Source organism: Rhizobium sp. 10PS4, from assembly GCF_032464805.1.
Classification (GTDB): domain Bacteria; phylum Pseudomonadota; class Alphaproteobacteria; order Rhizobiales; family Rhizobiaceae; genus Rhizobium; species Rhizobium laguerreae.
In genome coordinates this window covers 23,085-46,283 of sequence record NZ_JAWDIW010000021.1, presented here as the reverse complement: position 1 = coordinate 46,283, position 23,199 = coordinate 23,085, and the positions used below count along the sequence as shown (strand labels likewise).

21 protein-coding genes are annotated in these 23,199 nt (G+C 62.9%); 8 read left to right on the top strand and 13 right to left on the bottom strand.

Features of this window, described 5'->3' with window-relative positions:
• The first annotated feature begins 12 nt into the window (after window positions 1-12).
• On the top strand, window positions 13-417 hold the full coding sequence (locus RWJ89_RS31220; RefSeq protein ID WP_131662971.1) for a nuclear transport factor 2 family protein: 405 nt from the start codon (window positions 13-15) through the stop codon (window positions 415-417).
• A gap of 26 nt (window positions 418-443) precedes the next feature.
• Here RWJ89_RS31220 and murJ read toward each other — a convergent pair whose 3' ends face one another.
• From murJ to mutS, 4 genes are all read right to left on the bottom strand, one after another.
• A complete protein-coding gene (gene murJ / locus RWJ89_RS31215) occupies window positions 444-2,024 on the bottom strand; it encodes a murein biosynthesis integral membrane protein MurJ (protein WP_131662972.1) in 1,581 nt (526 codons plus the stop codon).
• A 24-nt stretch (window positions 2,025-2,048) separates the two neighbouring features.
• Window positions 2,049-4,955 carry a [protein-PII] uridylyltransferase gene (locus tag RWJ89_RS31210; protein ID WP_168283933.1) on the bottom strand — a complete coding sequence of 969 codons (2,907 nt, stop codon included), beginning with the start codon at window positions 4,953-4,955 and terminating at the stop codon, window positions 2,049-2,051.
• 134 nt (window positions 4,956-5,089) lie between these two features.
• On the bottom strand, window positions 5,090-5,365 hold the full coding sequence (locus RWJ89_RS31205) for a hypothetical protein (protein WP_131662974.1): 276 nt from the start codon (window positions 5,363-5,365) through the stop codon (window positions 5,090-5,092).
• A gap of 12 nt (window positions 5,366-5,377) precedes the next feature.
• Window positions 5,378-8,104, bottom strand: a complete 2,727-nt coding sequence (gene mutS, locus RWJ89_RS31200; RefSeq protein WP_168283932.1) for a DNA mismatch repair protein MutS — start codon at window positions 8,102-8,104, stop codon at window positions 5,378-5,380.
• Between the two features lie 114 nt (window positions 8,105-8,218).
• Here mutS and RWJ89_RS31195 point away from each other — a divergent pair, with 114 nt between their 5' ends.
• Together RWJ89_RS31195 and RWJ89_RS31190 are read left to right on the top strand one after the other, a co-directional pair.
• A complete protein-coding gene (locus RWJ89_RS31195) occupies window positions 8,219-10,501 on the top strand; it encodes an NADP-dependent malic enzyme (protein ID WP_168283931.1) in 2,283 nt (760 codons plus the stop codon).
• A gap of 224 nt (window positions 10,502-10,725) precedes the next feature.
• Window positions 10,726-11,265 (top strand): L,D-transpeptidase family protein, encoded by a 540-nt coding sequence (locus RWJ89_RS31190; protein ID WP_026264832.1) that lies wholly within the window; start codon window positions 10,726-10,728, stop codon window positions 11,263-11,265.
• Between the two features lie 37 nt (window positions 11,266-11,302).
• On the opposite strand, the gene RWJ89_RS31185 is transcribed toward RWJ89_RS31190, so the two are convergent.
• The 6 genes from RWJ89_RS31185 to RWJ89_RS31160 all read right to left on the bottom strand — a co-directional run bounded on the left by RWJ89_RS31185 (window position 11,303) and on the right by RWJ89_RS31160 (window position 17,859).
• Window positions 11,303-12,181, bottom strand: coding sequence for a GNAT family N-acetyltransferase (locus RWJ89_RS31185; RefSeq protein ID WP_131662977.1), 879 nt, complete (start codon window positions 12,179-12,181; stop codon window positions 11,303-11,305).
• Window positions 12,182-12,289: 108 nt separating this feature from the next.
• On the bottom strand, window positions 12,290-14,572 hold the full coding sequence (locus RWJ89_RS31180; protein WP_168283930.1) for a hybrid sensor histidine kinase/response regulator: 2,283 nt from the start codon (window positions 14,570-14,572) through the stop codon (window positions 12,290-12,292).
• A gap of 55 nt (window positions 14,573-14,627) precedes the next feature.
• Window positions 14,628-15,131, bottom strand: a complete 504-nt coding sequence (gene lspA, locus RWJ89_RS31175) for a signal peptidase II (RefSeq protein ID WP_003556066.1) — start codon at window positions 15,129-15,131, stop codon at window positions 14,628-14,630.
• Complete coding sequence (locus RWJ89_RS31170; protein WP_164046407.1) at window positions 15,128-15,988, bottom strand: TrmH family RNA methyltransferase; 861 nt, start codon at window positions 15,986-15,988, stop codon at window positions 15,128-15,130. The genes lspA and RWJ89_RS31170 overlap by 4 nt, the downstream gene beginning before the upstream one ends.
• Window positions 15,985-17,082, bottom strand: a complete 1,098-nt coding sequence (locus tag RWJ89_RS31165) for a class I SAM-dependent methyltransferase (protein ID WP_316031944.1) — start codon at window positions 17,080-17,082, stop codon at window positions 15,985-15,987. The genes RWJ89_RS31170 and RWJ89_RS31165 overlap by 4 nt, the downstream gene beginning before the upstream one ends.
• A 186-nt stretch (window positions 17,083-17,268) precedes the next feature.
• Window positions 17,269-17,859, bottom strand: coding sequence for an NUDIX hydrolase (locus tag RWJ89_RS31160; RefSeq protein WP_316031943.1), 591 nt, complete (start codon window positions 17,857-17,859; stop codon window positions 17,269-17,271).
• Between the two features lie 123 nt (window positions 17,860-17,982).
• Here RWJ89_RS31160 and RWJ89_RS31155 point away from each other — a divergent pair, with 123 nt between their 5' ends.
• Together RWJ89_RS31155 and RWJ89_RS31150 are read left to right on the top strand one after the other, a co-directional pair.
• Window positions 17,983-18,438, top strand: coding sequence for an SRPBCC family protein (locus RWJ89_RS31155; protein ID WP_017958726.1), 456 nt, complete (start codon window positions 17,983-17,985; stop codon window positions 18,436-18,438).
• A 37-nt stretch (window positions 18,439-18,475) separates the two neighbouring features.
• Window positions 18,476-18,910, top strand: coding sequence for a GNAT family N-acetyltransferase (locus tag RWJ89_RS31150; RefSeq protein WP_168283927.1), 435 nt, complete (start codon window positions 18,476-18,478; stop codon window positions 18,908-18,910).
• A 38-nt stretch (window positions 18,911-18,948) separates the two neighbouring features.
• On the opposite strand, the gene RWJ89_RS31145 is transcribed toward RWJ89_RS31150, so the two are convergent.
• From RWJ89_RS31145 to sppA, 3 genes are all read right to left on the bottom strand, one after another.
• Window positions 18,949-19,281, bottom strand: coding sequence for a LapA family protein (locus tag RWJ89_RS31145; RefSeq protein WP_017958728.1), 333 nt, complete (start codon window positions 19,279-19,281; stop codon window positions 18,949-18,951).
• A 160-nt stretch (window positions 19,282-19,441) separates the two neighbouring features.
• Window positions 19,442-19,741, bottom strand: a complete 300-nt coding sequence (locus RWJ89_RS31140; protein WP_003544934.1) for an integration host factor subunit beta — start codon at window positions 19,739-19,741, stop codon at window positions 19,442-19,444.
• A 29-nt stretch (window positions 19,742-19,770) separates the two neighbouring features.
• A complete protein-coding gene (gene sppA / locus RWJ89_RS31135; protein ID WP_026158480.1) occupies window positions 19,771-20,721 on the bottom strand; it encodes a signal peptide peptidase SppA in 951 nt (316 codons plus the stop codon).
• Window positions 20,722-20,946: 225 nt separating this feature from the next.
• On the opposite strand from sppA, the gene lptC reads away from it, so the two are divergent.
• The 3 genes from lptC to lptB are packed head-to-tail and all read left to right on the top strand — an operon-like array spanning window position 20,947 to window position 23,083.
• Window positions 20,947-21,612, top strand: coding sequence for an LPS export ABC transporter periplasmic protein LptC (gene lptC / locus RWJ89_RS31130; RefSeq protein ID WP_316031942.1), 666 nt, complete (start codon window positions 20,947-20,949; stop codon window positions 21,610-21,612).
• Between the two features lie 15 nt (window positions 21,613-21,627).
• Window positions 21,628-22,266 carry an LptA/OstA family protein gene (locus RWJ89_RS31125; RefSeq protein ID WP_017958731.1) on the top strand — a complete coding sequence of 213 codons (639 nt, stop codon included), beginning with the start codon at window positions 21,628-21,630 and terminating at the stop codon, window positions 22,264-22,266.
• 40 nt (window positions 22,267-22,306) lie between these two features.
• The gene (gene lptB, locus RWJ89_RS31120; protein ID WP_003556077.1) at window positions 22,307-23,083 is read left to right on the top strand and encodes an LPS export ABC transporter ATP-binding protein; all 777 of its coding nucleotides are present in this window, start codon (window positions 22,307-22,309) and stop codon (window positions 23,081-23,083) included.
• Window positions 23,084-23,199 lie beyond the last annotated feature (116 nt).

Genomic DNA, 23,199 nt, shown 5'->3' with positions numbered 1-23,199 from the left:
CGGAGAACGGACATGACAATCCCGACCGTCAACGCATCCCAATCGGCCAGTGAGGCCAACCTTCTTCGCGAAACGGAGCGCGCGAGGCTGCGTGCCCTGGTCAGCGCCGATATGGTTCGGGCACGACAGCTTCACGCTCCGGACTTCCAGCTGATAACGCCAATCGGTGCCGCCCTTTCAAAGGAAGAATATCTGGGTGCGATCGCCTCCGGGCAGATCAAATACCTGACCTGGCAGCCTGCTGACATTGCCGTGCGGCTTTATGACGGTGTCGCCGTTCTTCGGTATCGCGCTCAGCTGGAGGTCGTCTTCGGCGGCCACAAAGTCGCCCTCAACGACTACTGGCACACCGACACGTATGAGCGGCATGACGAACGATGGATGGTTGTCTGGTCGCAAGCCACAGCCATCAAGTAGCCAGAGACACGGTGGTGCGACTGGCCTCACCCGTCCTTTGCCGGCGCCGCCTTGCGGTTCAGATTGCGTCGGATCATGCCGAGATTTGCCCCGCCGACCAGGAAGGCGGCGGCGAAATAGATCAGCATGGCGATCGCAATCAGCAGCCCGAGGGTGCCGATCTTGGTGAGAAGCGGCGCGCCGGAAGCAAGCCATGGCGCCCAATATTGCTTGAGGAAGACGATGGCCGCACCCATGACGGCCGCAGCGACGATCAGCAGGGCGGTGCGCTTTGCCAGCGCCCATTCCCATGTCAGGTGGCCACGGCGCAAAAGCGTGGCAAACAGCAGCACGGTGCTGATCCAGCCGGCCGTGGCTTCGGCAACGGCGATGCCGGGCGCGCCCATATAGGGAAAGAGGGTCAGCGCCGTGGCGCAGTTGGTCGCCACCGCGATGGCCGAAAAGCGCATCGGCGTCTTTGTGTCTTCGCGGGCATAGAAGCCGGGCTGCAGCGCCTTGATCAGTACGAAGGCCGGCAGGCCGATGCCGTAAATCGCCAGGATCGAGCCGACGACGGCGGTGTTTTCCTGATGAAAGGCGCCGCGCTCATAGAGCACGCGGATGATCTCGTCGGAGAGGATCCAGAGCGCGAAAGCGGCGGGGATCGTCAGGAACAGCACGAATTCGATCGAGCGGTTCTGCAGGTTTCCGGCCTCGCGCAGGTTGCCGCCCTTCAGCGCCCGGGCAAGCTCCGGCAGCAGCACGACGCCGACGGCGACGCCGACGACGCCGAGCGGCAGCTGATAGATGCGATCGGCATATTGCAGTGCTGCGATCGCGCCGTCGCGGGACGACGCAATCGCCTGGCCGATCAGCTGGTTGATCTGGGTGATGCCGCCCGTCACCGCCGCCGGCACCGCCAGGATCAGCAGCCGCTTGACATTCGCAGTCATCTTCGGGAAGCGGAAGCCGATGCTCATGCCGGCCGCAAGCACGCCGACATAGACGACGGCAAGCTGCAGGACGCCGGCGGCAAGCACGCCCCAGGAGAGATACCAGGCCGTCGCCAGCGGATCGGCGCCGGTATAGAGCGCATAAAGCAGCGCCCCGATCATCACCACGTTGAGGAAGACGGGAGCGATGGCGGCGGCGAAGAAATGATGCAACGAATTCAGCATGCCGCTCATCATCGCCGTCAGCGACATGCACATCAGATAGGGAAACATCACGGACGCCATGCGGATCGTGATCGAGAACTTTTCGGGATCGTCGGCAAAGCCCGGCGCGATGACGAAGCGCACCAAGAGCGGCATGGCAAGCTCCATCACGATGGTGATGAGAAGCAGCACCGAAAACAAGACGCCGAACACTTCTTCCGAAAAGCGCTTGGCGCCATCCGTGCCGTTCGCCTCGATCTCCTTGGCAAAGAGCGGCACGAAGGCGGCGTTGAAGGCGCCCTCGGCAAACAGCCGTCGGAAGAGATTCGGAAAGCGGAAGGCGGCGTAGAAGACGTCGGCCATTGGTCCGGTTCCGAGCGCCGCAGCCATCAGCGTTTCACGGGCGAAGCCGAAGATGCGGCTGCCGAGGGTGGCGCCGCCGACGGTCGCGAATTTCTTGACGAGGCTCATGCGTGGGGACTCATGCGTTCAAGCTCATATGGGGGAACCGGCCTTTTTTTCGCTGGCAGGCGGGGTCCGGGCGGTGGCGGCGGGTGCGATGATGCCGGAGGGCATGCGCTCGCGCAGCTCGTCTTCTTCCTCGGCCATGACGGCCTTCATCCGGGCGGTGATGTTGGCGCGCTTGCTGTCGCCTGATATTTTCTGGCCGACCAGATCGGTGACGTAGAAGGTGTCGATCACCTTCTCGCCGAAGGTGGTGATGCGGGCCGACTGGATGTCGAGCGACAGATCGGAAAGGACGGCGGTGATCTCCGACAGCAGCCCCGGCCGGTCGAGGCATTCGACTTCGATGACGGTGAACTTGTTCGACAGGCTGTTGGTGATGTTGACAGACGGCGGAATGACGAAGGCCTTGCTCTTCTTGCGGTTGCGCGCGCGCGTGGCGATTACCTCGGGCAGGCGCTTGCGGCCGGACAGCACGTCCTCGATCATCCGTCCGATCGTCGCCGCCCGCCGCAGCTCGTCGGCATCGTCGGTGAATTCACGGCTGACATGGATCGTGTCGAGCGCCCGCCCGTCCGATGTGGTGAAGATCTGGGCGTCGACGATGTTGGCGCCGGCCGCAGCACAGGCGCCGGCAATGACGGCGAGCAGCCGCGGATGGTCGGGCGACAGCACGGTGATCTCGGTGATCGCGTGGAAACTGTCGGTGCGCACCGTGGTGGCGAGCGCCTGGCCCGCTCTATCCGTCTGGCGGATGAAATGGGCGTGGCGGATCTGGTCTTCCAGCGGCACGGAGAGCAGATAGGGCTGGTAGTGCAGCTTGGTATAGGTATTGCGGTTCTTCTGGCTCCAGTCGGCGAGCGCCGAATGCAGCGCCTCGGCAGCGGCATTGGCCCGCTCCTTGCGGGAGACCTCCGAAAAGCCGCCGGCGAGCAGCAGCTCGGTTTCATAATAGAGCGTGCGCAGCAGCTGTCCCTTCCAGCCGTTCCACACACCCGGACCGACGGCGCGGATATCGCAGATCGTCAGGATCAACAGCATCTTCAGCCGGTCGAGCGACTGCACGCGGTCGGCGAAATCGGTGATCGTTTTGCGGTCGGTGAGGTCGCGGGTCTGCGCCACCATCGACATGGTCAGATGTTCCTCGATCAGCCAGACGACGATTTCCGTCTGCTTCTGCGACAGGCCGAAGCGCGTGCAGAGCTTGCGGGCGACGCGGGCGCCGGCGATCGAATGATCCTCCTGGCGGCCCTTGGCGATGTCGTGGAGGAGCACGGCGACATAAAGCGCCTCGCGATCCTCTATGCCGGGCATCAGCTTGTTGGCGAGCGGATGCAGATCCTCGGCGCGCCCCTTGTCGATCTCGGAGAGAATGTCGACCGTGCGGATCAGATGTTCGTCGACCGTATAGTGGTGATACATGTTGAACTGCATCATCGCGACGATCTTGCCGAATTCGGGGATGAAGCGGCCGAGCACGCCGGCCTCGTTCATCCGGCGCAGGATGAGCGCCGGATCCCGCTTCGACGTCAGGATCGACATGAATAGCCGGTTGGCCTCGTCGTTTTCCCGCAAGGCATTGTCGATCAAAGCGAGGGAACGGGTAACGCGTTTCAGCGCGTCCGGATGGAATTCCAGCCCGTTGATGTCGGCGACGTGGAAGAGCCGGATGATGTTGATCGGATCGCGCTTGAAGACTTCGGGGTCGGCCAGCGCAATGCGGCCGCGGTCTTCGACGAATTCGACGCTGCCGGCGATCTTGCGGTTACGATGGGTGAAGCGGCTGATGACGCCGGTGAGGCCCGGGATCGACTTCGCCTGCTGGTCTTCGAGCGCGGCGCAGAGGATGCGCGTGAGATCGCCGACATCCTTGGCGACGAGGAAATAGTGTTTCATGAATCGCTCGACGGCCGAAAGGCCCGGGCGGGTGTGATAGCCGAAGGCTTCGGCGATCTCGCGCTGGATATCGAAGGACAGGCGCTCCTCCGCCTTGCCGGTCAGGAAGTGCATATGGCAGCGCACCGCCCAGAGGAAATCGTCGGCTTTTTCAAGCAGGCGGTATTCGTGCTTGGAGAGCACCCCGAGCTTGACCAGCTCCGCCTGGTCGCGCACGTGATAATAATATTTCGAGATCCAGAATAGCGTGTGCAGGTCGCGAAGCCCGCCCTTGCCTTCCTTGACGTTCGGTTCGACGAGATAACGCGTGTCGCCCGCCTTGCGGTGGCGCTCGTCGCGCTCGGCAAGCTTGGCGGCGATGAATTCGGGACCGGTTCCGGTGACGATTTCCTTATCGAAGCGGGTCTCGAGCTCGGTTTCCAGCCGCTGCAGGCCGCAGATATAGCGCATCTCCAGGATGGCGGTGCGGATCGTCATGTCGGACTTGGAAAGCGCGATGCATTCCTCCACCGTGCGGGTGGCGTGACCGACCTTGAAGCCCATGTCCCAGAGCACGTAGAGCATGAATTCGACCGCCTTGTGCGTCTCTTCCGCCGGTCTCGGCAGGAAGAGGAACAGCAGGTCGATATCGGAGCCGGGCGCCAGCGTGTCGCGGCCGTAGCCGCCGACGGCGGTGACCGCGAACTTGTCCTTCTGCTGCGGAAAGATATGGGCGGTGGCGAAATTGTAGAGGACGGTGGTGATCTGGTCCTGCAGCCAGGAAATCCGGTAGGCGCAATTGAGCCCGCCGCCGTCGGCCATCAGTGCCTCGCGCGCCTTCTGCCGGCCCTCGGTGCTCGCCTTCTTCAGCACCGCCAAAAGATCGGCGCGCAGCACGTCGGGCCGGTTGCGGTTGGCCTCGGCAACGGCGTCACACTGCTTCTGCAAGAGCTCGACGTCGAGGATATTGGAGAAATCGAGGTCGCGCATCGCTGTCGCCGGGGTGGTTTCCTGTTCATGCCGGACTGCCGGTTCACGGCCTGCCGCTTGTTTCGTCTGCATGCGCTATAGCCCCTTTGCCCGGCGATTGACACGGGCCTTCATACTGCAAGAACCTTTAAATTTGGCGAAATGGTGTTGGTTCGCCGCAAGAGGCGACGGCGCTTTGACGCAAGGCGCCGGCTTTCCCGGAATCCTCAGCCGGCGGCCCGCGCATTCAGCAAATGCAGCACCTGCCGTGTCTCGCGCATGATCTCCTCGAGCGCCTGCCTGTCGCATTCGCGATAACCCGCCTTGGCAATCGAGGTTCCGAGCTCTGAGATCACAGCGCAGCAGCGGGTGATTTTCAGCATGCCGATCGGCGACGTCCAGCCGCGGGCATTGCGGTCCCTATCGGCGCGCCGCATCGTATCGAGCATGGAGCAGATGAGCTGGAGGCGCTCGGTTTCGCGAACCAGTTTTTCCATGAACATGGCGCGCCGCTCCTATTTCAGCTTCTTCTTGAGGTCGTAAAGCGCATCCATTGCCTCGCGCGGCGTCATGTCGTCAAGGCTCATCGCCTTCAGCGCCTCCTCGACCTTGGAGGAGCCGCGGGCCGTTTCCTCGCGGCGCACCGCCACCTGGAAAAGCGGCAGGTCGTCGATCAACTGGCTCGCCGGGTTCTTGCGGTCGGCATCTTCCAGACGGGTAAGCACGTCGCGGGCCCGCGCCACGACCGAGGCCGGAAGTCCGGCAAGGCGCGCGACCTGGATGCCGTAGGAGCGGTCCGCCGCACCCGGCCCGACCTCGTGCAGGAAAATGACGTCGCCGTCCCATTCCTTGACGCGCATCGTAGCGTTCGATAGCCGGCCAAGCTTTTCCGAAAGCACGGTCAACTCATGGAAATGCGTGGCGAACAGCCCGCGGCAGCGATTGGCCTCATGCAGGTGCTCGACGGCGGCCCAGGCGATCGACAGACCGTCGAACGTAGCGGTGCCGCGGCCGATCTCATCGAGGATGACGAGGGAACGGTCGCTTGCCTGGTTGAGGATCGCCGCCGTTTCCACCATCTCGACCATGAAGGTCGAGCGCCCGCGCGCCAGATCGTCGGAGGCGCCGACGCGCGAAAAAAGCCGGTCGACGATGCCGATATGGGCCGATGTCGCCGGCACGAAGGAGCCCATCTGCGCCAGGATCGATATCAGCGCGTTCTGGCGCAGGAAGGTCGACTTACCGCCCATGTTGGGGCCGGTCAGCAGCCAGATCGCCCCGTCCCGGTCGCCGGTCTTGGGCGAGAGATCGCAATGGTTGGCGACGAAGGGGCCGCCGGCCTGCCGCCGCAGCGCCTGCTCGACGACCGGATGGCGCCCGCCTTCGATGGCAAACATCTTCGAGCCGTCGACCTGCGGGCGGCAATAGGCCTGCTCCTCGGCGAGAAGCGCCAGGCCTGCGGCGACGTCGATGACGGCAAGCGCCCGGGCACCCGATTTGATCGCCTCGGCTTCCGCAACGACGGCCGCCGTCATCCTGTCGAAGGCGTCGAGTTCGATCGTCAGCGCCTGGTCGGCGGCATTGGCGATGCGGCTTTCGAGGTCGGCAAGTTCGGTCGTGGTGAAGCGCATTGCGTTCGCCATCGTCTGGCGGTGGATGAAGCGGGCCTTCGCATCCGCCGTCTCCGTCATCGGCGAGGCATTGCCGGCGGTCACTTCGATAAAATAGCCGAGGACGTTGTTGTGCTTGATCTTCAGCGACCGGATGCCGGTCTCCTCGGCATATTGCAATTGCAGGCCGGCGATGACGCGACGCGACTGGTCGCGCAGTGCCCGGACCTCGTCGAGCTCGGCGCTGGCGCCGTCGCGCAGGAAGCCGCCATCGCGTTTCAGCAGCGGCAATTCGTCGGCGAGCATCTCGGCAAGCAGCTTCTCCAGGGCCGCGGGAAGCGCCTGCAGCCCGGATAGCGCTTGGCCGAGCTCTTCGGGCAGCATCGCCTCGCCGAGCATCGCCGCAACTCCGCTCGCCGCGTCAAGACCCTGGCGTATCGCTGAGAGATCGCGCGGGCCGCCGCGGTCGAGCGCCAGGCGCGACAGGGCGCGCGGCATGTCGGGCACATGTTTCAGCGTGTCGCGCAGATTGCCGCAGAGCAGGGGTTCGTCGATCAGGAAACCGATCGAATCGAGCCGCGCATTGATGCGGGCGGGGTCGGTCAGCGGCGACATCAGCCGCTCGGCAAGAAGCCTGGCGCCGCCGCCGGTGACGGTGCGGTCGATCGCCTTCAAAAGCGAACCGTTGCGATCGCCGGAAAGCGTGCGGGCAAGTTCGAGATTGGCGCGGGTGGCGGGATCTATGAACAGCGTCGAGGCCGCACTTTCCCGTTCCGGCTTTCCAAGCGGCGGACGCTCGGCAATCTGCGTCTTCTCGACATAGGCGACGGCTGCTGCTGCTGCCGCCAGCTCGGCGCGTGAGAAGGCGCCGAAGCCGTCGAGCGTCGCGACGCCGAAATACCGCGCGATCCGGCCTTCGGCGCTGGCGCTGTCAAAGAGCACGGAAGGCTGCGGCACGGCTGTCCGGCCGAGCAGGTCGAAGACCGGCTTGAGTTCGGGATCGTGGAAGATCGTGTCGGGCAGGATGAGTTCGCGTGGATCGATGCGCAGGATATCGGCAAGGAGGCGCGAGGCTTCGGTCTCGGCAAGCCGGAAGACGCCTGTGGAAATATCGATCCAGGCAAGCGCCAGCAAGGCCTCGCCGCTGGCGCGAATGCGGGTCAGCGCCATCAGATAGTTGGATTCCGAGGGCGAAAGCAGCTTTTCTTCGGTGATCGTGCCTGGAGTGACGAGGCGCACGACGTCACGCTTGACGACGGATTTCGCGCCGCGTTTCTTCGCTTCGGCCGGATCTTCGATCTGCTCGCAGACGGCGACGCGGAATCCGAGCGAAATCAGCTTCTGCAGATAATCGTCGGCCGCATGCACCGGAACGCCGCACATCGGGATATCCTGGCCCATGTGCTGGCCGCGTTTCGTCAGCGTGATGCCGAGCGCGCGTGAGGCTTCCAGCGCATCCTCGAAGAACAGCTCGTAGAAATCGCCCATGCGATAGAACAGAAGCGAATCCGGATTGTTCGCCTTGATCTCGATATATTGCTCCATCATCGGCGTCGCCGAGGCACGGCTTTCCGCCGTGGCGAGCTCGGCCGCCGAAAAGGCTTCATTCCCTGTGTCTATTCGTGCGTTCACGGAGGTGCAGTTTTTCCCAAAAAAAACAGGTGCCAACCCTATCCGCGCGCCGCTATAGATGACAACAGCATTTGAGGAAGAGCAAAGCGTCGCCCACAGGACGTTGGAGGATTTATGCCCGATATCGATAAGAAGGACCGGCCGGTGACCTCAGTTACCGACCAGGAGGCGCTCGATTTTCACGCAATGGGCCGGCCCGGCAAGCTGGAGATCAACCCGACCAAGCCGATGGCGACGCAGCGTGACCTCTCGCTTGCCTATTCGCCGGGTGTTGCCGTGCCCGTCAAGGCGATCGCCGCCGATCCGCAGACAGCCTACGACTATACGGCGCGCGGCAACATGGTCGCTGTCATTTCCAACGGCACGGCGATCCTCGGCCTCGGCAATCTCGGCGCGCTGGCATCCAAGCCCGTCATGGAAGGCAAGGCGGTGCTGTTCAAGCGCTTTGCCGATGTCGATTCCATCGACCTCGAGATCGATACCGAAAATGTCGACGAGTTCATCAACTGCGTGCGCTTCCTCGGCCCTTCCTTCGGTGGCATCAACCTCGAGGATATCAAGGCGCCGGATTGTTTCGTGATCGAAAGCCGGCTGCGCGAGCTGATGGACATTCCGGTGTTCCATGACGACCAGCATGGAACCGCGATCATCGCCGCCGCCGGCCTGATCAATGCGCTGGAACTGACCGGCCGCGACCTGAAGACGACGAAGCTCGTCTGCAACGGTGCGGGTGCTGCGGCGATCGCCTGCGTCGAACTCATCAAGGCGATGGGTTTTGCGCCTGAGAACGTCATCCTCTGCGATACCAAGGGCGTCATCTACCAGGGCCGCACCGAGGGCATGAACCAGTGGAAGTCGGCGCACGCGGCAAAGACCGACACGCGCACGCTGGAAGAGGCGATGAAAGGCGCGGACGTCGTTCTCGGCCTGTCGCAGAAGGGCGCGTTTTCGGCCAAGATGATCCGCTCGATGGCGGAGCGGCCGATCATCTTCGCCATGGCCAATCCCGATCCCGAGATCACCCCGGAAGAGGTGGCCCGCATCCGCGACGACGCCATCATGGCGACCGGCCGTTCGGACTATCCGAACCAGGTCAACAATGTCCTCGGCTTTCCCTATATCTTCCGCGGCGCTCTCGATGTCCGGGCCTCGACCATCAACGACGCGATGAAGATTGCCGCCGTCAACGCGCTGGCAAACCTTGCCCGCGAGGACGTGCCCGATGACGTCGTTGCCGCCTATCAGGGCAATCGGCCGCGTTTCGGGTCGCAATACATTATCCCCGTTCCCTTCGATCCCAGGCTGATCTCGGCGATCCCTGTGGCGGTCGCGCAGGCCGCGATCGAAAGCGGCGTCGCCCGCAAGGTCATCACCGACATGGCCGGTTATGCCCGCGAGCTTTCGGCGCGCCGCGATCCGATCGCTTCGACCCTCGCCAGCCTTTACGAGCGCGTCCGCCGCCGTCCGAAGCGCATCGTCTTTGCCGAGGCCGAGGAAGAACAGGTCCTGCGTGCGGCGATGTCCTACGCCAACCAGCAGCTCGGCACTGCCATCCTGCTCGGCCGCGAGGACCTGATCCGGGCGACGGCGGAACGTGCCGGCATCGATCTCAACCGGCCGGGCCTCGAAATCGTCAATGCCCGGCTTTCGACCCGGGTCGAGGCCTATATCGACTATCTCTATGCCCGGCTGCAGCGGCACGGTTATCTCCACCGCGACGCCCAGCGGCTGATCCATAACGACCGCAACCACTTCGCCGCCACCATGGTGGCGCTCGGCGATGCCGACGGCATGGTGACGGGCATCACCCGTAACTATTCGACGGCCCTCGAAGATGTGCGCCGCTGCATCGACGAGAAACCGGGCCACCGCGTCATCGGCGTGTCGCTGGCGCTCTGCCGCGGTCGCACGGTCTTCGTTGCCGATACGGCGGTGCACGACATGCCGACGGCCGAAGAGCTTGCCGATATCGCCGAAGAGGCCGCAGGTCTCGCGCGGCGCATGGGTTATCCGCCGCGTGTCGCCATGCTCGCCTATTCCACCTTCGGCCATCCCTCGGGCGAGCGCTCCGAGCGGGTGCGCGAGGCGGTGAAGATCCTCGACAAGCGCCGCGTCGATTTCGAATATGACGGCGAGATGGCGGCCGACGTCGCTCTGAACCGCAAGGTGATGGAGCAATATCCCTTCTGCCGCCTCTCCGGTCCGGCCAACGTGCTTGTCATGCCGGCGTTCCACTCGGCCTCGATCTCCACCAAGATGCTGCAGGAGCTCGGCGGCTCCACGGTGATCGGCCCGATCCTCGTCGGTCTCGACAAGCCGGTGCAGATCACCTCGATGGGCGCCAAGGACAGCGACATCGTCAATATGGCGGCGATCGCCGCCTACGGGGGGTCGTAAACGCGCCCGCGCATGTGAGGCGCCTATTGGTGCCTGGCCGACAGCGCGTCGGCTGGGCACTTATCCGGCTTTAGACTGGCGCAGAGGGGTGAAGGCATCATGATTACCCGGCCGGTAGATCAGGATGTCGCCCGAAACGCGCGCACACTTTTCGGCATCATGTTCTGGCCGTTGCCGGCCGATCGTGCATAGCCTCGAGCGCAGCTCCTGAAGATGAGATCATGTTGAGAAACAAGCTTGTTGTTCTAGCCATCGTGGTCGCCAGCTGTTTGGCTTATACGAAATTGATGGCGAGGGTCGGCTCAGGCTCGCCGCCTCCAGATGCGCCATCGGAACAACGGGCTGACCTCATCCGCGTCTATAAATCCGAACGCCGCATGGTCCTTCTCAGAGGCGACGCTCCCATCTCTACATACCGGATTTCTCTCGGCACGGCTGCCGATGCCGGGCCCAAGCAACGAGAAGGTGACGAGAAAACACCTGAAGGGCGTTATGAAATAGACTGGCGAAATCCAAAGTCTATGGCCTATCTGAGCCTGCACATTTCCTATCCAAGCCCGGATGATCGGCGCAACGCTGAAGCCGGAGGCTTTCCAGTCGGGGGCGATATCATGATCCACGGGCTTCCCAATGGCTGGGGCCTGTTCGGAAACGTCCACCACCTTTGGGATTGGACCGATGGGTGTGTTGCAGTAACCAACTCGGAGATGCGCGAAATCTGGGCCCGCGTCCCCACTCATACCCCGATAGAGATCATGCCCTGAAGCATTGCCGGCGCCCGGAAAGGCTCTAGGAAAGGTTCTAGCTCGCGAAGCGGCCGGCGTCGGCGCCGTAATAATTCAGATAACGGTCCGAAATGCTGGAGATTGGCAGCACTATCAGCACGTCGGTCGTGTTGAAGGCATGATCGACGACCGCGTGGGAGCCGACCATCGCACCGAGGCGCAGATAGCCCTTGATCAGCGGCGGCAGGGCCATCAGTGCCCTCTTCGGGTTGATGGCCTCGACCGGCATCAGGTCCATGTTGCGGGCCAGATGCGGCAGGGCGCCGACGGCCCATTCGTTCTTCGCCAGCACATTGTGGTAGAGGAAGGACAGCGCCAGCGCGTGGCTTTCGAGATAGACGCCGGGGAAAGAGGCGCAGCCGAACATGGCGCTGACGCCGTGCTTCAGCGCGTAGGCCCAGTTGCCCTGCCACAGGAGCTCGACGGTGCGCTTGGTACGGTATTCCGGCAGCACGCAGGAGCGGCCGAGTTCCATGAAGCGCTTGTCCGGATGTTTGGCGACAAGGCCCTCGATTTCGAATTCGGAAGCCGAGTAAAAACCGCCATTGGCGATAGCGACATCCTGACGCAGCAGCCGGTAGGTGCCCACGATCTGGTCTTCCGGGTCGCCCTCGATCGAGCGGTCGAGCACGAGAAGATGATCGCAGACAGCGTCATAGGCATCAACATCGCGCTGGCGGCGCATGGCGTCCACCGGCAGCTGCGCCTTCATTTCGTCGACGAAGACGCGGTAGCGCACGGCCTGGGCGGCATCGATCTCGCGTGCTGTGCGGGCAAGGCGGGTCTCCAGATTGCCGATGCGGCCGAGGATATCACCGTCCTTCTGCACGGCAGCCGTCGAGGGCCGTGCAGCCTCCGCCGTGGTGTCACGATTCAGGATGTCGATGGCGGACATGACGATTCTCCCGTTACCGGCTTATCGACGCCATAAAACACTTCTCTACGACAGGAAAGTGACATTTTGAATTTCCAAGCGCAAGAAGCGTGCCGGTTTCTGAGGCGCTCACCGCGCCTCTGCTCGGCGGGCGGAAAGGGCGGCAACCGCCTGAACTTCGGTCAGCAGCCGCACCGGATCGACCGGCTTTATCATGACGCGATTGGCGCCGTTGAGCAAGACTTGGCGGCGTGATTCGTCGCTCTTGTCGGCAGTCAGTACGATCACCGGCACCGGCGCGAGATCGAGCCGCCGCTCGTGGCCACGCAGGCGTCCCAGCATGTCGATACCGTTGCCGCCAGGCATCGAGAGATCGCTGATGATGATATCGGGCCGGGCATTGGCCTCGCAGAGCGCACAGTCGAGCAGTGTCTCGAAATCCTCGACATGGCGCACCTTGTGCCCGCCCTTTTCCAGAACGACACGCACCAGCATGGCATTGATCGGATCGTCTTCGCCGAGCAGGATGCTGAGCCCGCTGGCGGCAACCAGCGTCTCCGCCACCGAAAGCCCGAAACCCGGCTGGTTGTCGTTCAGCGCGTCGCGCTTCTCCATGCCGCGCATGCGCCCGCGCAGCACGTCGATCAGCGACTGTTCGCGCAGCGGCCGGATCAGCCAGGCATCGAAGAGGTCGAGCGGGTGGGCGCTGCGCTCTTCCGGATTGACGAGCAGGACCTTGCGCAGGCCAAGTGCGGCGATGTCGGCGCGATCGGCAAGATGAGCGGAAAATTCCGCCGACATGCGATGGTCGATGATGATGTCGGTCGGCCGCCGTCCGCCCTTCGCCAGTTCGAGCAGCGTTGCCCGCGCCGTCTCGCCGTCGCCGACGAGATGGCAGAGACCGCCGAGCGCAGTGATCGTTTCGGCGATGGCAGTGCGCGCCGCACCTGCCGGTGCCAGCAGCACGACACTGTTGCCGGCAAGCAGCGTGTTTCGCCGGTCGGGGCGCTCGCTGCCGATATCGACAGGGAAGCGGATGGTGAATTCGCTGCCTCTGCCCATTTCGCTGGCAACCGTCAGCGCGCCGTTGAATTCGCGCATGATGCGGGCGGAGATGGCAAGGCCGAGCCCGGTGCCGCTGCTCTTGTCGGCAACGCTCCCGCCCTGCTCGAACTCGCCGAAGACGCGCGCCTGCTCCTCCGCCGTCATGCCGGGACCGCTATCGGTGACGGTGATCAGCAAGTCGCCGGCGTCGAGCGACACGCGGATGAAGACGCCGCCGACCTGGGTGAACTTCACGGCATTGCCGATAACGTTGAACAGAACCTGGCGCAGCCGCGCCGGATCGAAGCTCATATTTTCGGGCACGTCGGATGACACGGTGGCGCCGATCTCGATGCCCTTTTCATGCGCCCGATGGGCGAGCATCTCGACGACGCTTTCCAGCAGTTTGCGCAGCGATTCCGAGCGCGGGTGCAGCGCGAAGCGGCCGACTTCGATGGTGGAGAAGTCGAGCAGATCCTCGACGAGCTGCGTCAAGGCGTGGCCGGACTGGCGGATGTTTGCGAGATAGTTCTGCTGCTCCTGCGTCAGCCGCGTCTCGGCGATCAGATGCGTCATGCCGAGGATGCCGGAAAGCGGCGTGCGCACCTCGTGGCTGACGGTGGCAAGCAGCCTCGATTTGGCGGCGCTGTTATACTCGGCCTTCTGGCGAGCCTCCTCGCGGCCCTGTGCGATCAGCCGCTCGTCGGTCACGTCGCGGGCAACGCTCTGCAGCAGCAGGCGGCCGTTTGCCGGGTCGCGGGTGACGACATCGCGCCAGAGGAAGATGCGCTGGCCCTCCGGCGTCGAAATCTCGACGTCGTAGCAATGCGGTACCGGCCCGGGGCGGAAGGCAAGCCCGATCTCCTCGCAGGTGCGTCCTTCCGGACGCAGCCGTCCAGTCAGGCGGCGAAAAGTATCGTTGGCGGCGATGATGCGCCGGTCCATGGTGCGGCTGACCGTGATGTCGCCGAGCACGTCGTGCACGTCGGCGAAAAGCTTTACGCCGGCGTCCCAATCCGGCATGGGTTGACCGGAGCGCTGCCCGGCCCTGCGCGAGCGAACCATCAACAGGGCATAACTGGCGATGACGGCAAGGCCAAGGATGACGAGACCACCCGAAAGCAGCAGCGGATCGCCGGCGTGGGCAAGCAGCATCAGGATCGTTGCGGCAAGAAGGCCGGCGCCGCCAAGCCAGTAGAACAGCAGGCGCCGTGTCGGTGCAGGCCCGCTCTGGCGGTCATCGGCGCCCCGGGGTGCCGCTACGTTCGGCCGCGGGGAAAGGACCTCCATCCGCTTCTCATGCGGCTTGGCGGCGGGTCCACCGAAGGCGGCGGACAATCTTTCCTGCAACTGTCCCAGGTTCTGCATGCTATCTGACTAACATGAGGCCCGTTCCGAATGCCTTCAGGATTTCGATAAGATTTTAGCGGCTGGCCTTTTTCGGCAGCAGCAACTCGTCGAGAATGACGCAGCCGGCCCCGATGGTGATGAAACTGTCGGCGAGATTGAAGACCGCGAAGGACCAGCTCTCGGTGTAGAAAAGAATGTAATCGATCACATGCCCATAGGCGAAGCGGTCGACGAGATTGCCGATTGCGCCGGCGATGATCAGCGCATAACCGAGATGAGCGATCCAGCGATCCTTCGCCGTGCGGTACCATAGCCAGATGACGAAGGCGACGATGACGAGCCGCATGCCGACGATGAACCAGCCGTCCATGCCTGATAGCATCGAAAAGGCGACGCCGAGATTATAGGTGCGGTAGAGCGCCAGCATCGGAACGACGGGCACCGCCTCCTGCAGCGGCAGGTAATGATCAACGGCGATCTTGACGGCCTGGTCGATCAGAACGGCGACGACGATGAAGAAGAGGATCGGTGCCGGGCGCGAAAACAGCGCCGGGCGTGCATGCGTCTGTTCGGTCATTTGCCCTCGGCAAGTGAGAGGAGATGGCGGCGTGCCTCGAAAAGCATGACGGCGGTGGCGACGGCGAGGTTCAAGGAATCGGCGCGGCCCTGCTGCGGAATGCGGGCAAGCGCGTCGGCCTCCCTGGCCAACTGCTCGGGCAGGCCGGATTGCTCGTTGCCCATCAACAGCACGACGGGCTTTTTCCGGTAGTCGATCGTCCGGTAATCGACCGCCCCGGCAAGATGCGTCGCGACGACGGAAACGCCGGCCGATTTCCGCCAGGCAATGAATTCCTCAGGCGTCGCCCGCGCGACCGGAACGGCAAAGACCGAGCCCATGGTGGCCCGCACCGTTTCAAGCGAGAAGGGATCGGTCGTTTCTCCGAGAAGTATGATGCCGGAAGCACCTGCCGCATCGGCCGTGCGGATGATGGTGCCGAGATTGCCGGGGTCGCGTACTCGGTCGAGCGCAACCCATGTCTCGCCCTCGCTCAGTCGGATACCCTTCAGCGGCGTCCAGCGCTGCTCGAAGATGCCGACGACCATCTGCGGATTGTCGCGGCGGGTGATCGAGGCGATCACCTTTTCGCTGACCTCGAGCACCAGCCCGCCCGAGGCGACGGTCTTTGCCGCCATCTGCTCGACCAGCGGCTTGCCCTTGGCGGCCTTGGCATAGACCAGCGTGCGGATCGCCCAGCCGAGTTCGATCGCATCGATGACGAGCTTCAGCCCTTCGGCGAGGAACGTGCCGCTTTCCTCGCGAGACTTCTTGTTCGTCAGCGCCTTGATATCCTTGATGATCGGATTGGCGAGCGAAGTGACTTCCTTCACCTGTCCGACCCTGCGCGGTCCCTGATCGTGGAAGTCCTTGCTCATTTCGGCACCCAGCGGGAAAAGAGGGAGGTGGAAAGCGCGCGGCCCTGCGTCTTGCCGTCGGTGCCGGCTTCGCGAATCACCAACTCGCCGGATTCGACCACACCGCCGGCGCCCCGCATCGTCTCGCGCATCAGCTCGTGGATCGAATAGAAGCTGGCGCGGATCGAATAGGCCGTCAGCACCAGGCCCACCGCCTTCGGCGACAGGATCTCGCGGCAGACATCGAGCATCAACGGCAGATGCTCGAAGAGATGCCAGACTTCGCCATTGGGGCCACGGCCGAATTTCGGCGGATCGGTGAGGATGATATCGTACTGGCTGCCGCGGCGTTCCTCGCGCAGGATGAATTTCATCGCATCCTCGCAGATCCAGCGGATCGGCAGCTTCTCCATGCGCCCGAGCGCTTGGTTTTCCCGCGCCCAGCCAATCGCCTTCTTCGAGGCGTCGACATGGGTGACCTCGGCGCCGGCTGCGGCGGCAACCAGCGAGGCGACGCCGGTATAACCGAAGAGGTTCAGCACTTTCAGCGGCCGGCCGGCCTTTTCGACCTGATCCTTCATCCAGCTCCAGTGGACGATCTGTTCGGGGAAGACGCCGACATGGCGGAAGGAGGTGAAGCGACCGAGGAAATCGACGCCGAGCAGGTTGAGCGGCCAGGTCTCGCCGAGTGCCTCCTTCGGGAAGCGCCAGCGGCCGGTGCCTTCCTCGTCGGTGTCGCCGGTGAAGGCGGCATCGACCTTTTCCCAGACTTGGGGCGCCAGAGAAGGCCGCCACAGCGCCTGGGCTTCCGGACGGATGATGCGATAGGGGCCGTATTGCTCGAGTTTTTCGCGGTTGCCGCTGTCGATCAGATGGAAGTCACCGGCCCCGAGCGATTCGAGGATGACCGGCACGCGCTCGGTCGGGCGCTCGCCGCTGCGTGTCATCAGGGGACGCACGACGGCGGCAGGCACAGCAGCCTCGCGCACCGCCTCACGGCTCGCCGCGGGCCGCGAGACCGGCTTCGGCGGCCGGCCTGCCCGATCGTCCCTGCGGTTTTCACCGGAAGGACCCGATGTTTTCTTCTGGCCCGGCCGGCCTTCTCTCTGTTTCAACGTGCTCTTCCGCGTCTCTGTCGGGGTGTCTTATCGGCTTTGTGTCGGCTGCAGGCCTGGGCGTCTTTTGAAACGCGCAAAGCGCGCTGCGGCACTTTGAATATGCAGTAGCCCAGAAAAGCGGGGCGGATCAACTGCGCTGCCGGCCGGCCCGGGCAAGCGGACAGGGTTTTCCCGGCGCGGCGCCTATTTCAAGCCCTCGGAGGCCTGTCTGCGAAGCCAGCTTTCCGCCGCATAAAGGGCCGCGACATGCATCGACTGCATGATGACCGCGCCGGACTGCAGCTCGCCGAGGATGGCAGCAAGATCCGCAAACAGCAGCTCAACCTTCTCTCCGGGGTCAAAAGACGGTTCGCCGACTCGGCTGAGGCCGAGCGCCAGCCAGCTCGTCACCACGTTGCTGTGGTTGGCGGCATTCGGATAGGAGGTGAGCAGCTTGACGAAGGTCGAGGCTTCATAGCCGGTCTCCTCCCGGAGTTCGCGCTCGGCCGCCGCCATCGCCGCATCGCCGATCTTGCTGTCGCCGGGTTCGAGGCTGCCGGCGACCAGACCGAGCACGATTTCGCCGCGGCCATGCCGATATTCCCGCGTCAGCAGCACGCGTCCGTCGGGCATCACAGGTATGACGTTGATCCAGTCGGGATAATCGAGCACATGGAAGGGCGCGACGACGATTCCATCGGCGGTGATGCAATCGTCGCTCCGGACACGGATCCAGCGATCCTCGTAGGTGATGCGGCTTGCCGTCACGCTCCAGGGCTTCAGTTCGTCGTTCATCGGCCCGTCCCTTGTGTGTCAGGTGCGTGTCAGATCGCAACCCGGCAGATAACATTCCGTGCCGCCCTGGCAAAGCGCTTTCCCGCTGGGATAAGATGAGCGAATCGAAGATGGGGCCATCGAATGGATTTCACCGGCGAAGAACGCATCGCCGCGCCGCGGGACATCGTCTGGGCAGCACTCAACGATCCCGAGATCATGCGCGGCTGCATTCCGGGCTGCCAGAGCATCGAGCGACTGTCGCCTGATGTCTTCGAGGCAACGATCAAGGTCAAGTTCAGCCTGCTGTCTGCCACCTTCCACGGGCTGCTGACGCTTTCCAATGTCGATGCGCCGAAGAGCTATACGCTGTCGGCCGAAGGCAAGGGCGGCCTTGCCGGCTTCGCCAGGGGCAGCGCCGATATCGTGCTTGAGGAAAGGGGCACCGAGACGATCCTGCACTACCGGTCGAAGGCCGAACTCGGCGGCAGGCTCGCCCAGCTCGGCGCCCGCCTGCTCGATTCGACCTCGCAGAAGCTCGCCGAAGGGTTCTTTTCGGATTTCAATGCCGCCGTCGTCGCGAAGATGGCAGCCAGTTAGGCTTGGCGCGGGCGGAGGGTTTGTTTAAATCGGCATGATGACGTGGACCATCAGGCCGCCGCGGGCGGAAGATCAGGACGTGCTTGCGGAGATCTATCTTTCCGTGCGCCGTGAAACATTCGTCTGGGTCGATCCGGGCAAATTCCATCGCGAGGATTTCGCCGCCCATACCAATGGCGAGACGGTCTTCGTCTGCGCGCATGAAAGCGGCAGCGTCGCCGGTTTCCTGTCGCTTTGGCCGGAGGACGATTTCATCCACATGCTCTACCTAAAACCGGAATTCCAGGGTCAGGGCGCAGGCACGGCGCTGCTGCACGCCCTGCCGGAATGGCCGCAGCACCGGTATCGGCTGAAGTGCCTGGTGAAGAACCGGCGGGCAAAGGCGTTCTACCTCGCCCACGGTTTCCGCGTGACCGGCAACGGTGCGTCGCCGGAGGGCGACTATGAGGAACTGAGCTTTTTTCCGGTTTGACGGCCGCCGAACCCGAGCCAATCGAATATTGACCAGTTTTACCGCGCCGGCAGCTGCCCGGCAATTTCTTCTGCGCGGTTCTTGTGGCGGTCGGCCTCGCTTTGCCAGCGGATGGCTTCCTTGGCCTCGGTGCGGGCGCGCTTGCGGTGTTTGCCCTGGCTGAACCAGGTGGCGGCCGCCCCGATCAGCATGCCCGTGATCAGCGCGACGACGAGGAAGACGAAGAAGGGCGCGGAAACTGCAAGCACCTGGTCTTCCGGCCGGAACGGATTGAAGGCGAGCGTGACGCTCTGCCGGTTGGCGACGCAGAAGACGATGAGAATGACGCCGAGCGGCAGCAAAATCAACAGGTTGACGATCTTCTTGGCCATTTGAGGTCTCCACGCGGCAGATTGCGCCGGTCTTTTTGAAGGGCGCGTTTCATGCTTGCAGCGCTATGTGTCCTTGTAGGACACGTAAAGCACGATGCGTTACCAGAATAGGAAAACGGCCCTCGAGTTCAAGTGCGGTTTCGCCGCAGGCAGCGACGGCTCAATCCTCTTCGTCGGCCTGGCCGGGATTAAGCCGCTCGCGCAGCTCCTTGCCGGTCTTGAAGAAGGGAACCCACTTCTCCTCGACGAAGACGGTATCGCCGGTCCGCGGGTTGCGGCCGGAGCGCGAAGGGCGGTTCTTGACCGAAAAGGCGCCAAAGCCGCGCAATTCGACTCGGTTACCCGCAGCCAGTGCATCCGTGATCTCGTCGAGAACCGCGTTGACGATATTCTCGACGTCGCGATGATAGAGATGCGGGTTGCGTGCCGCAACAATCTGCACCAATTCAGACTTGATCACTTTCGCCCCCTTAAATTATTGATTTCTTATCAATCGTGGCCAACCTGCCAAACTGAAAGCAGCCCGTCAAGAAGCAACTTTGGGGGCAGGATTCCATTGATATCCTGGGTTTTCATGAGATCACCATAACCGAAGATCGTAATCAACCGCGAAACAGCCCCAGCGAGCAGAAAGGGCGTATTGCTCTTCTTGTCCCAGTCTACCATCGGCAGATCGCTGTCGACGCCGCGTGACGTCAGATAGGCGCGGATCTCAGCCTCGCCGCCGATTGTATCGACGAGTTTCGCCTTCAGCGCCTGGCGCCCGGTATAGATCGTGCCGTCGGCCAGTTTCAGCACCTCGTCGCGCGGCAGTTTGCGCCGGTCGGCGACCAGGTCGACGAACCAGTTATAGCTGTCGACCACCATGTTGCGGATCATCGCCTTGGCTTCCTCGCTCGCCTCGTGGAAGGGCGAGGGCTCGGCCTTCAGCGGCGAGGACTTGATCTCCTGCAGCGAGACGCCGATTTTGTCGAGCAGCGGCTGGATCTGTGGATACTGGAAGATGACGCCGATCGAACCGGTGATCGAGCTATCACCGGCAATGATCGTATCGCCGGCGGTGGCGATCATGTAGCCGGCGGAGGCGGCGAGCGTGCGCACGTCGGAGACGACGGGCTTCTTGGCCGATATCGCACGGATCGCCTTGAAGACTTTTTCGCCGCCATAGGTCGTGCCGCCGGGCGAGGAGATCGAAATCACCGCTGCCTTCACCTGGTCGCTGGTCTCGACCTTCTTCAGCCGCTCGAGAAGCTCGTCGTCGTCGACGATCAGCCCGGATATCGTCACATGGGCGATGTGCGGGCGCTGCGTCCCGGCATCGCCGAGAGCAAAGCGGTAGAAGGCGAAACCAAGTGCCACGATGAGGGCCACTGCGACGAGGCGCCAGAAGCCGAGCTTGCGGCGCAGCCGCCGGCGATCGGCGATCATCGAACTGTCCATAGAAACCTCCAGCGCTGGCACCGGCTTCGGCTTGCCGCCGATCGATCCGGTGAAATAGGGTGGCAGCGGCCCGTACGAATGCCACTTTTCAATGTTTTTCCATTTTGTTGCTTGTTGCAGAAAAAATTCCATATTGGCAAGCCAATGTAATAATGCGAAACGAACTGTGATTGGCGGCCGGCTTTGTTATCGAAGCGCGGCGATCACCGCACATGGACGAGGCCTATGCTCGATACCCTGAAGAACAACGGACATGCCGCCTATTCAGGGTCCGGCAGGAGCGCCTATGGCGATGCGTTGTTCCATTCCGCCCGCGTGCGGCGGCTGAAGATCTTGCTGCCGGTGGCGGCCCTCATCGTCGCGGCGAGCCTTACCGCGGTGGCGTTGGTCAGCATCTATCTGCCCGAGAACATCACGATGGAAGGTGCCAAGATCGAGAACGGCAAGGTCGTGATGGAAAAGCCGGCGATATCGGGTCGCAATTCCGACGGCATCAATTATTCGATGCTGGCCGAAAGGGCGCTGCAGGATATCCGCAATCCCGATCTCATCACCCTCGAAACCATCAAGGCCGCCGTGCCGATGAATGACGGTCTGATCGCCCGCGTCGTCGCCTCGACCGCCGACTACAACCGCGCCACCGACAATCTGCATATGACGGCTCCCTTCACTCTGGTGCTGAGCAGCGGCCTCAATGCGAATTTCCAGTCCGCGCAGCTCGACATCAAGGGCGGAAACATGCGGAGCGACGACCCCGTCACCATCACCAAGGACAATGCCTCCATTGTTGCGAAGACGCTTCAGATAACAGATAAGGGGCGGGTGATCACATTCGAGGGGAATGTTCGCATGAATGTCGATCCATCCACCATCCATAAACAGGGCACTTAACCAGCCGGGTCATCCATGACAAAAGATTGTCGCATTTCCACTTGCAAGACAGGTATGGCATTCATTGCCGGCGCATTTGCCCTTATTCTGACGGCCACCGGCGCCGGCGCGCAGGCGACGGCGACGATGCCGGGCATGAAGCTGTCCAACGACCAGCCGATCCAGATCGAAAGCGACAAGCTGGAGATCCACGACCAGGAACACACCGCGCTCTTCACCGGCAACGTCAAGGTCGTCCAGGGGACGACGACGATGCAGTCCGGCAAGATGACCGTCTATTACAAGGACAAGGCGGCAAAGCCGGCTGCTGACGGCGCGCAGCCGGCAGCGCAGCCGGAGCAGTCGGCCTCGCTTGCATCGGGAAGTGCTGATATCGACAAGATCCTGGTGACGGACAAGGTCTTTTTGAGCTCGGGCACGCAGACGGCGACCGCCGATGACGGCAATTTCGACATGGCCTCGCAGACCTTCATCCTCACGGCGGATGAGGGGAATAAAGTTATTCTGTCGGACGGGCCGAACGTCTTTACCGGCTGCAAACTGACGGTTCACATGCAGACCGGTCAGGCGCAGCTTGAAAGCTGCGGCGGGCGTGTCCAGATTCAGCTCGATCCGAAATCGCAGCCGAATGCGCAGCAGCAGAAGCAGAACTGAGAAGCCGGCCTCCCACGTGAAATTATCATCGCTATCCACCATGTTCGGCAAGCCCGGGCCACAAGCTGCGGGTGCCGCCGACAAGAGCCGCTATCAGGGAACGCTGATCGCACGAGGTCTGACGAAGACCTATGCGACGCGGCGCGTCGTCAACGGCGTCTCGCTGGTGGTGCGCCGTGGCGAGGCCGTCGGCCTGCTCGGCCCGAACGGCGCCGGCAAGACCACCTGTTTTTACATGATCACCGGCCTCGTGCCGGTCGATGAAGGCACGATCGAGATCGACGGCAACGACGTCACGACCATGCCGATGTACCGCCGCTCGCGTCTCGGCGTCGGTTATCTGCCGCAGGAAGCCTCGATCTTCCGCGGATTGACGGTGGAAGAGAATATCCGCGCCGTCCTCGAAGTGCATGTGAAGGACAAGGCTGAGCGCGAGCAGAAGCTGAACGAGCTGCTGGAAGAATTCCATATCCAGAAGCTGCGCAAAAGTGCCGCCGTCGCCCTGTCCGGCGGTGAGCGCCGTCGCCTCGAAATCGCACGTGCGCTTGCGACCGACCCGACCTTCATGCTGCTCGACGAGCCCTTTGCCGGCGTCGACCCGATTTCGGTCGCCGACATTCAGAATCTCGTTCACCACCTGACGGCACGCGGCATCGGCGTCCTCATCACCGACCACAATGTGCGCGAGACGCTGGGCCTTATCGACCGCGCCTACATCATCCATGCCGGTGAGGTGCTGACCCATGGCCGGGCGAACGACATCGTCAACAATCCGGAAGTGCGCCGGCTCTACCTTGGCGACAATTTCAGCCTCTGACGCCGGATCCGGATGATTTTAGGCCGGATCGGCAGAAATTCACCGTGCCGTCATAGTTCCGCTTGACCAAATACAATAAAAAAGCAATTTTTGGGCCAACTTGGATTTCCGTGGCC

Coding starts and splice junctions, on each gene's coding strand:
- RWJ89_RS31220 (WP_131662971.1), top strand. CDS start 13: ATGACAATCCCGACCGTCAACGCATCCCAATCGGCCAGTGAGGCCAAC.
- murJ (WP_131662972.1), bottom strand. CDS start 2,024: ATGAGCCTCGTCAAGAAATTCGCGACCGTCGGCGGCGCCACCCTCGGC.
- RWJ89_RS31210 (WP_168283933.1), bottom strand. CDS start 4,955: ATGCAGACGAAACAAGCGGCAGGCCGTGAACCGGCAGTCCGGCATGAA.
- RWJ89_RS31205 (WP_131662974.1), bottom strand. CDS start 5,365: ATGTTCATGGAAAAACTGGTTCGCGAAACCGAGCGCCTCCAGCTCATC.
- RWJ89_RS31195 (WP_168283931.1), top strand. CDS start 8,219: ATGCCCGATATCGATAAGAAGGACCGGCCGGTGACCTCAGTTACCGAC.
- RWJ89_RS31185 (WP_131662977.1), bottom strand. CDS start 12,181: ATGTCCGCCATCGACATCCTGAATCGTGACACCACGGCGGAGGCTGCA.
- RWJ89_RS31180 (WP_168283930.1), bottom strand. CDS start 14,572: ATGCAGAACCTGGGACAGTTGCAGGAAAGATTGTCCGCCGCCTTCGGT.
- lspA (WP_003556066.1), bottom strand. CDS start 15,131: ATGACCGAACAGACGCATGCACGCCCGGCGCTGTTTTCGCGCCCGGCA.
- RWJ89_RS31170 (WP_164046407.1), bottom strand. CDS start 15,988: ATGAGCAAGGACTTCCACGATCAGGGACCGCGCAGGGTCGGACAGGTG.
- RWJ89_RS31160 (WP_316031943.1), bottom strand. CDS start 17,859: ATGAACGACGAACTGAAGCCCTGGAGCGTGACGGCAAGCCGCATCACC.
- RWJ89_RS31155 (WP_017958726.1), top strand. CDS start 17,983: ATGGATTTCACCGGCGAAGAACGCATCGCCGCGCCGCGGGACATCGTC.
- RWJ89_RS31150 (WP_168283927.1), top strand. CDS start 18,476: ATGACGTGGACCATCAGGCCGCCGCGGGCGGAAGATCAGGACGTGCTT.
- RWJ89_RS31145 (WP_017958728.1), bottom strand. CDS start 19,281: ATGGCCAAGAAGATCGTCAACCTGTTGATTTTGCTGCCGCTCGGCGTC.
- sppA (WP_026158480.1), bottom strand. CDS start 20,721: ATGGACAGTTCGATGATCGCCGATCGCCGGCGGCTGCGCCGCAAGCTC.
- lptC (WP_316031942.1), top strand. CDS start 20,947: ATGCTCGATACCCTGAAGAACAACGGACATGCCGCCTATTCAGGGTCC.
- RWJ89_RS31125 (WP_017958731.1), top strand. CDS start 21,628: ATGACAAAAGATTGTCGCATTTCCACTTGCAAGACAGGTATGGCATTC.
- lptB (WP_003556077.1), top strand. CDS start 22,307: ATGTTCGGCAAGCCCGGGCCACAAGCTGCGGGTGCCGCCGACAAGAGC.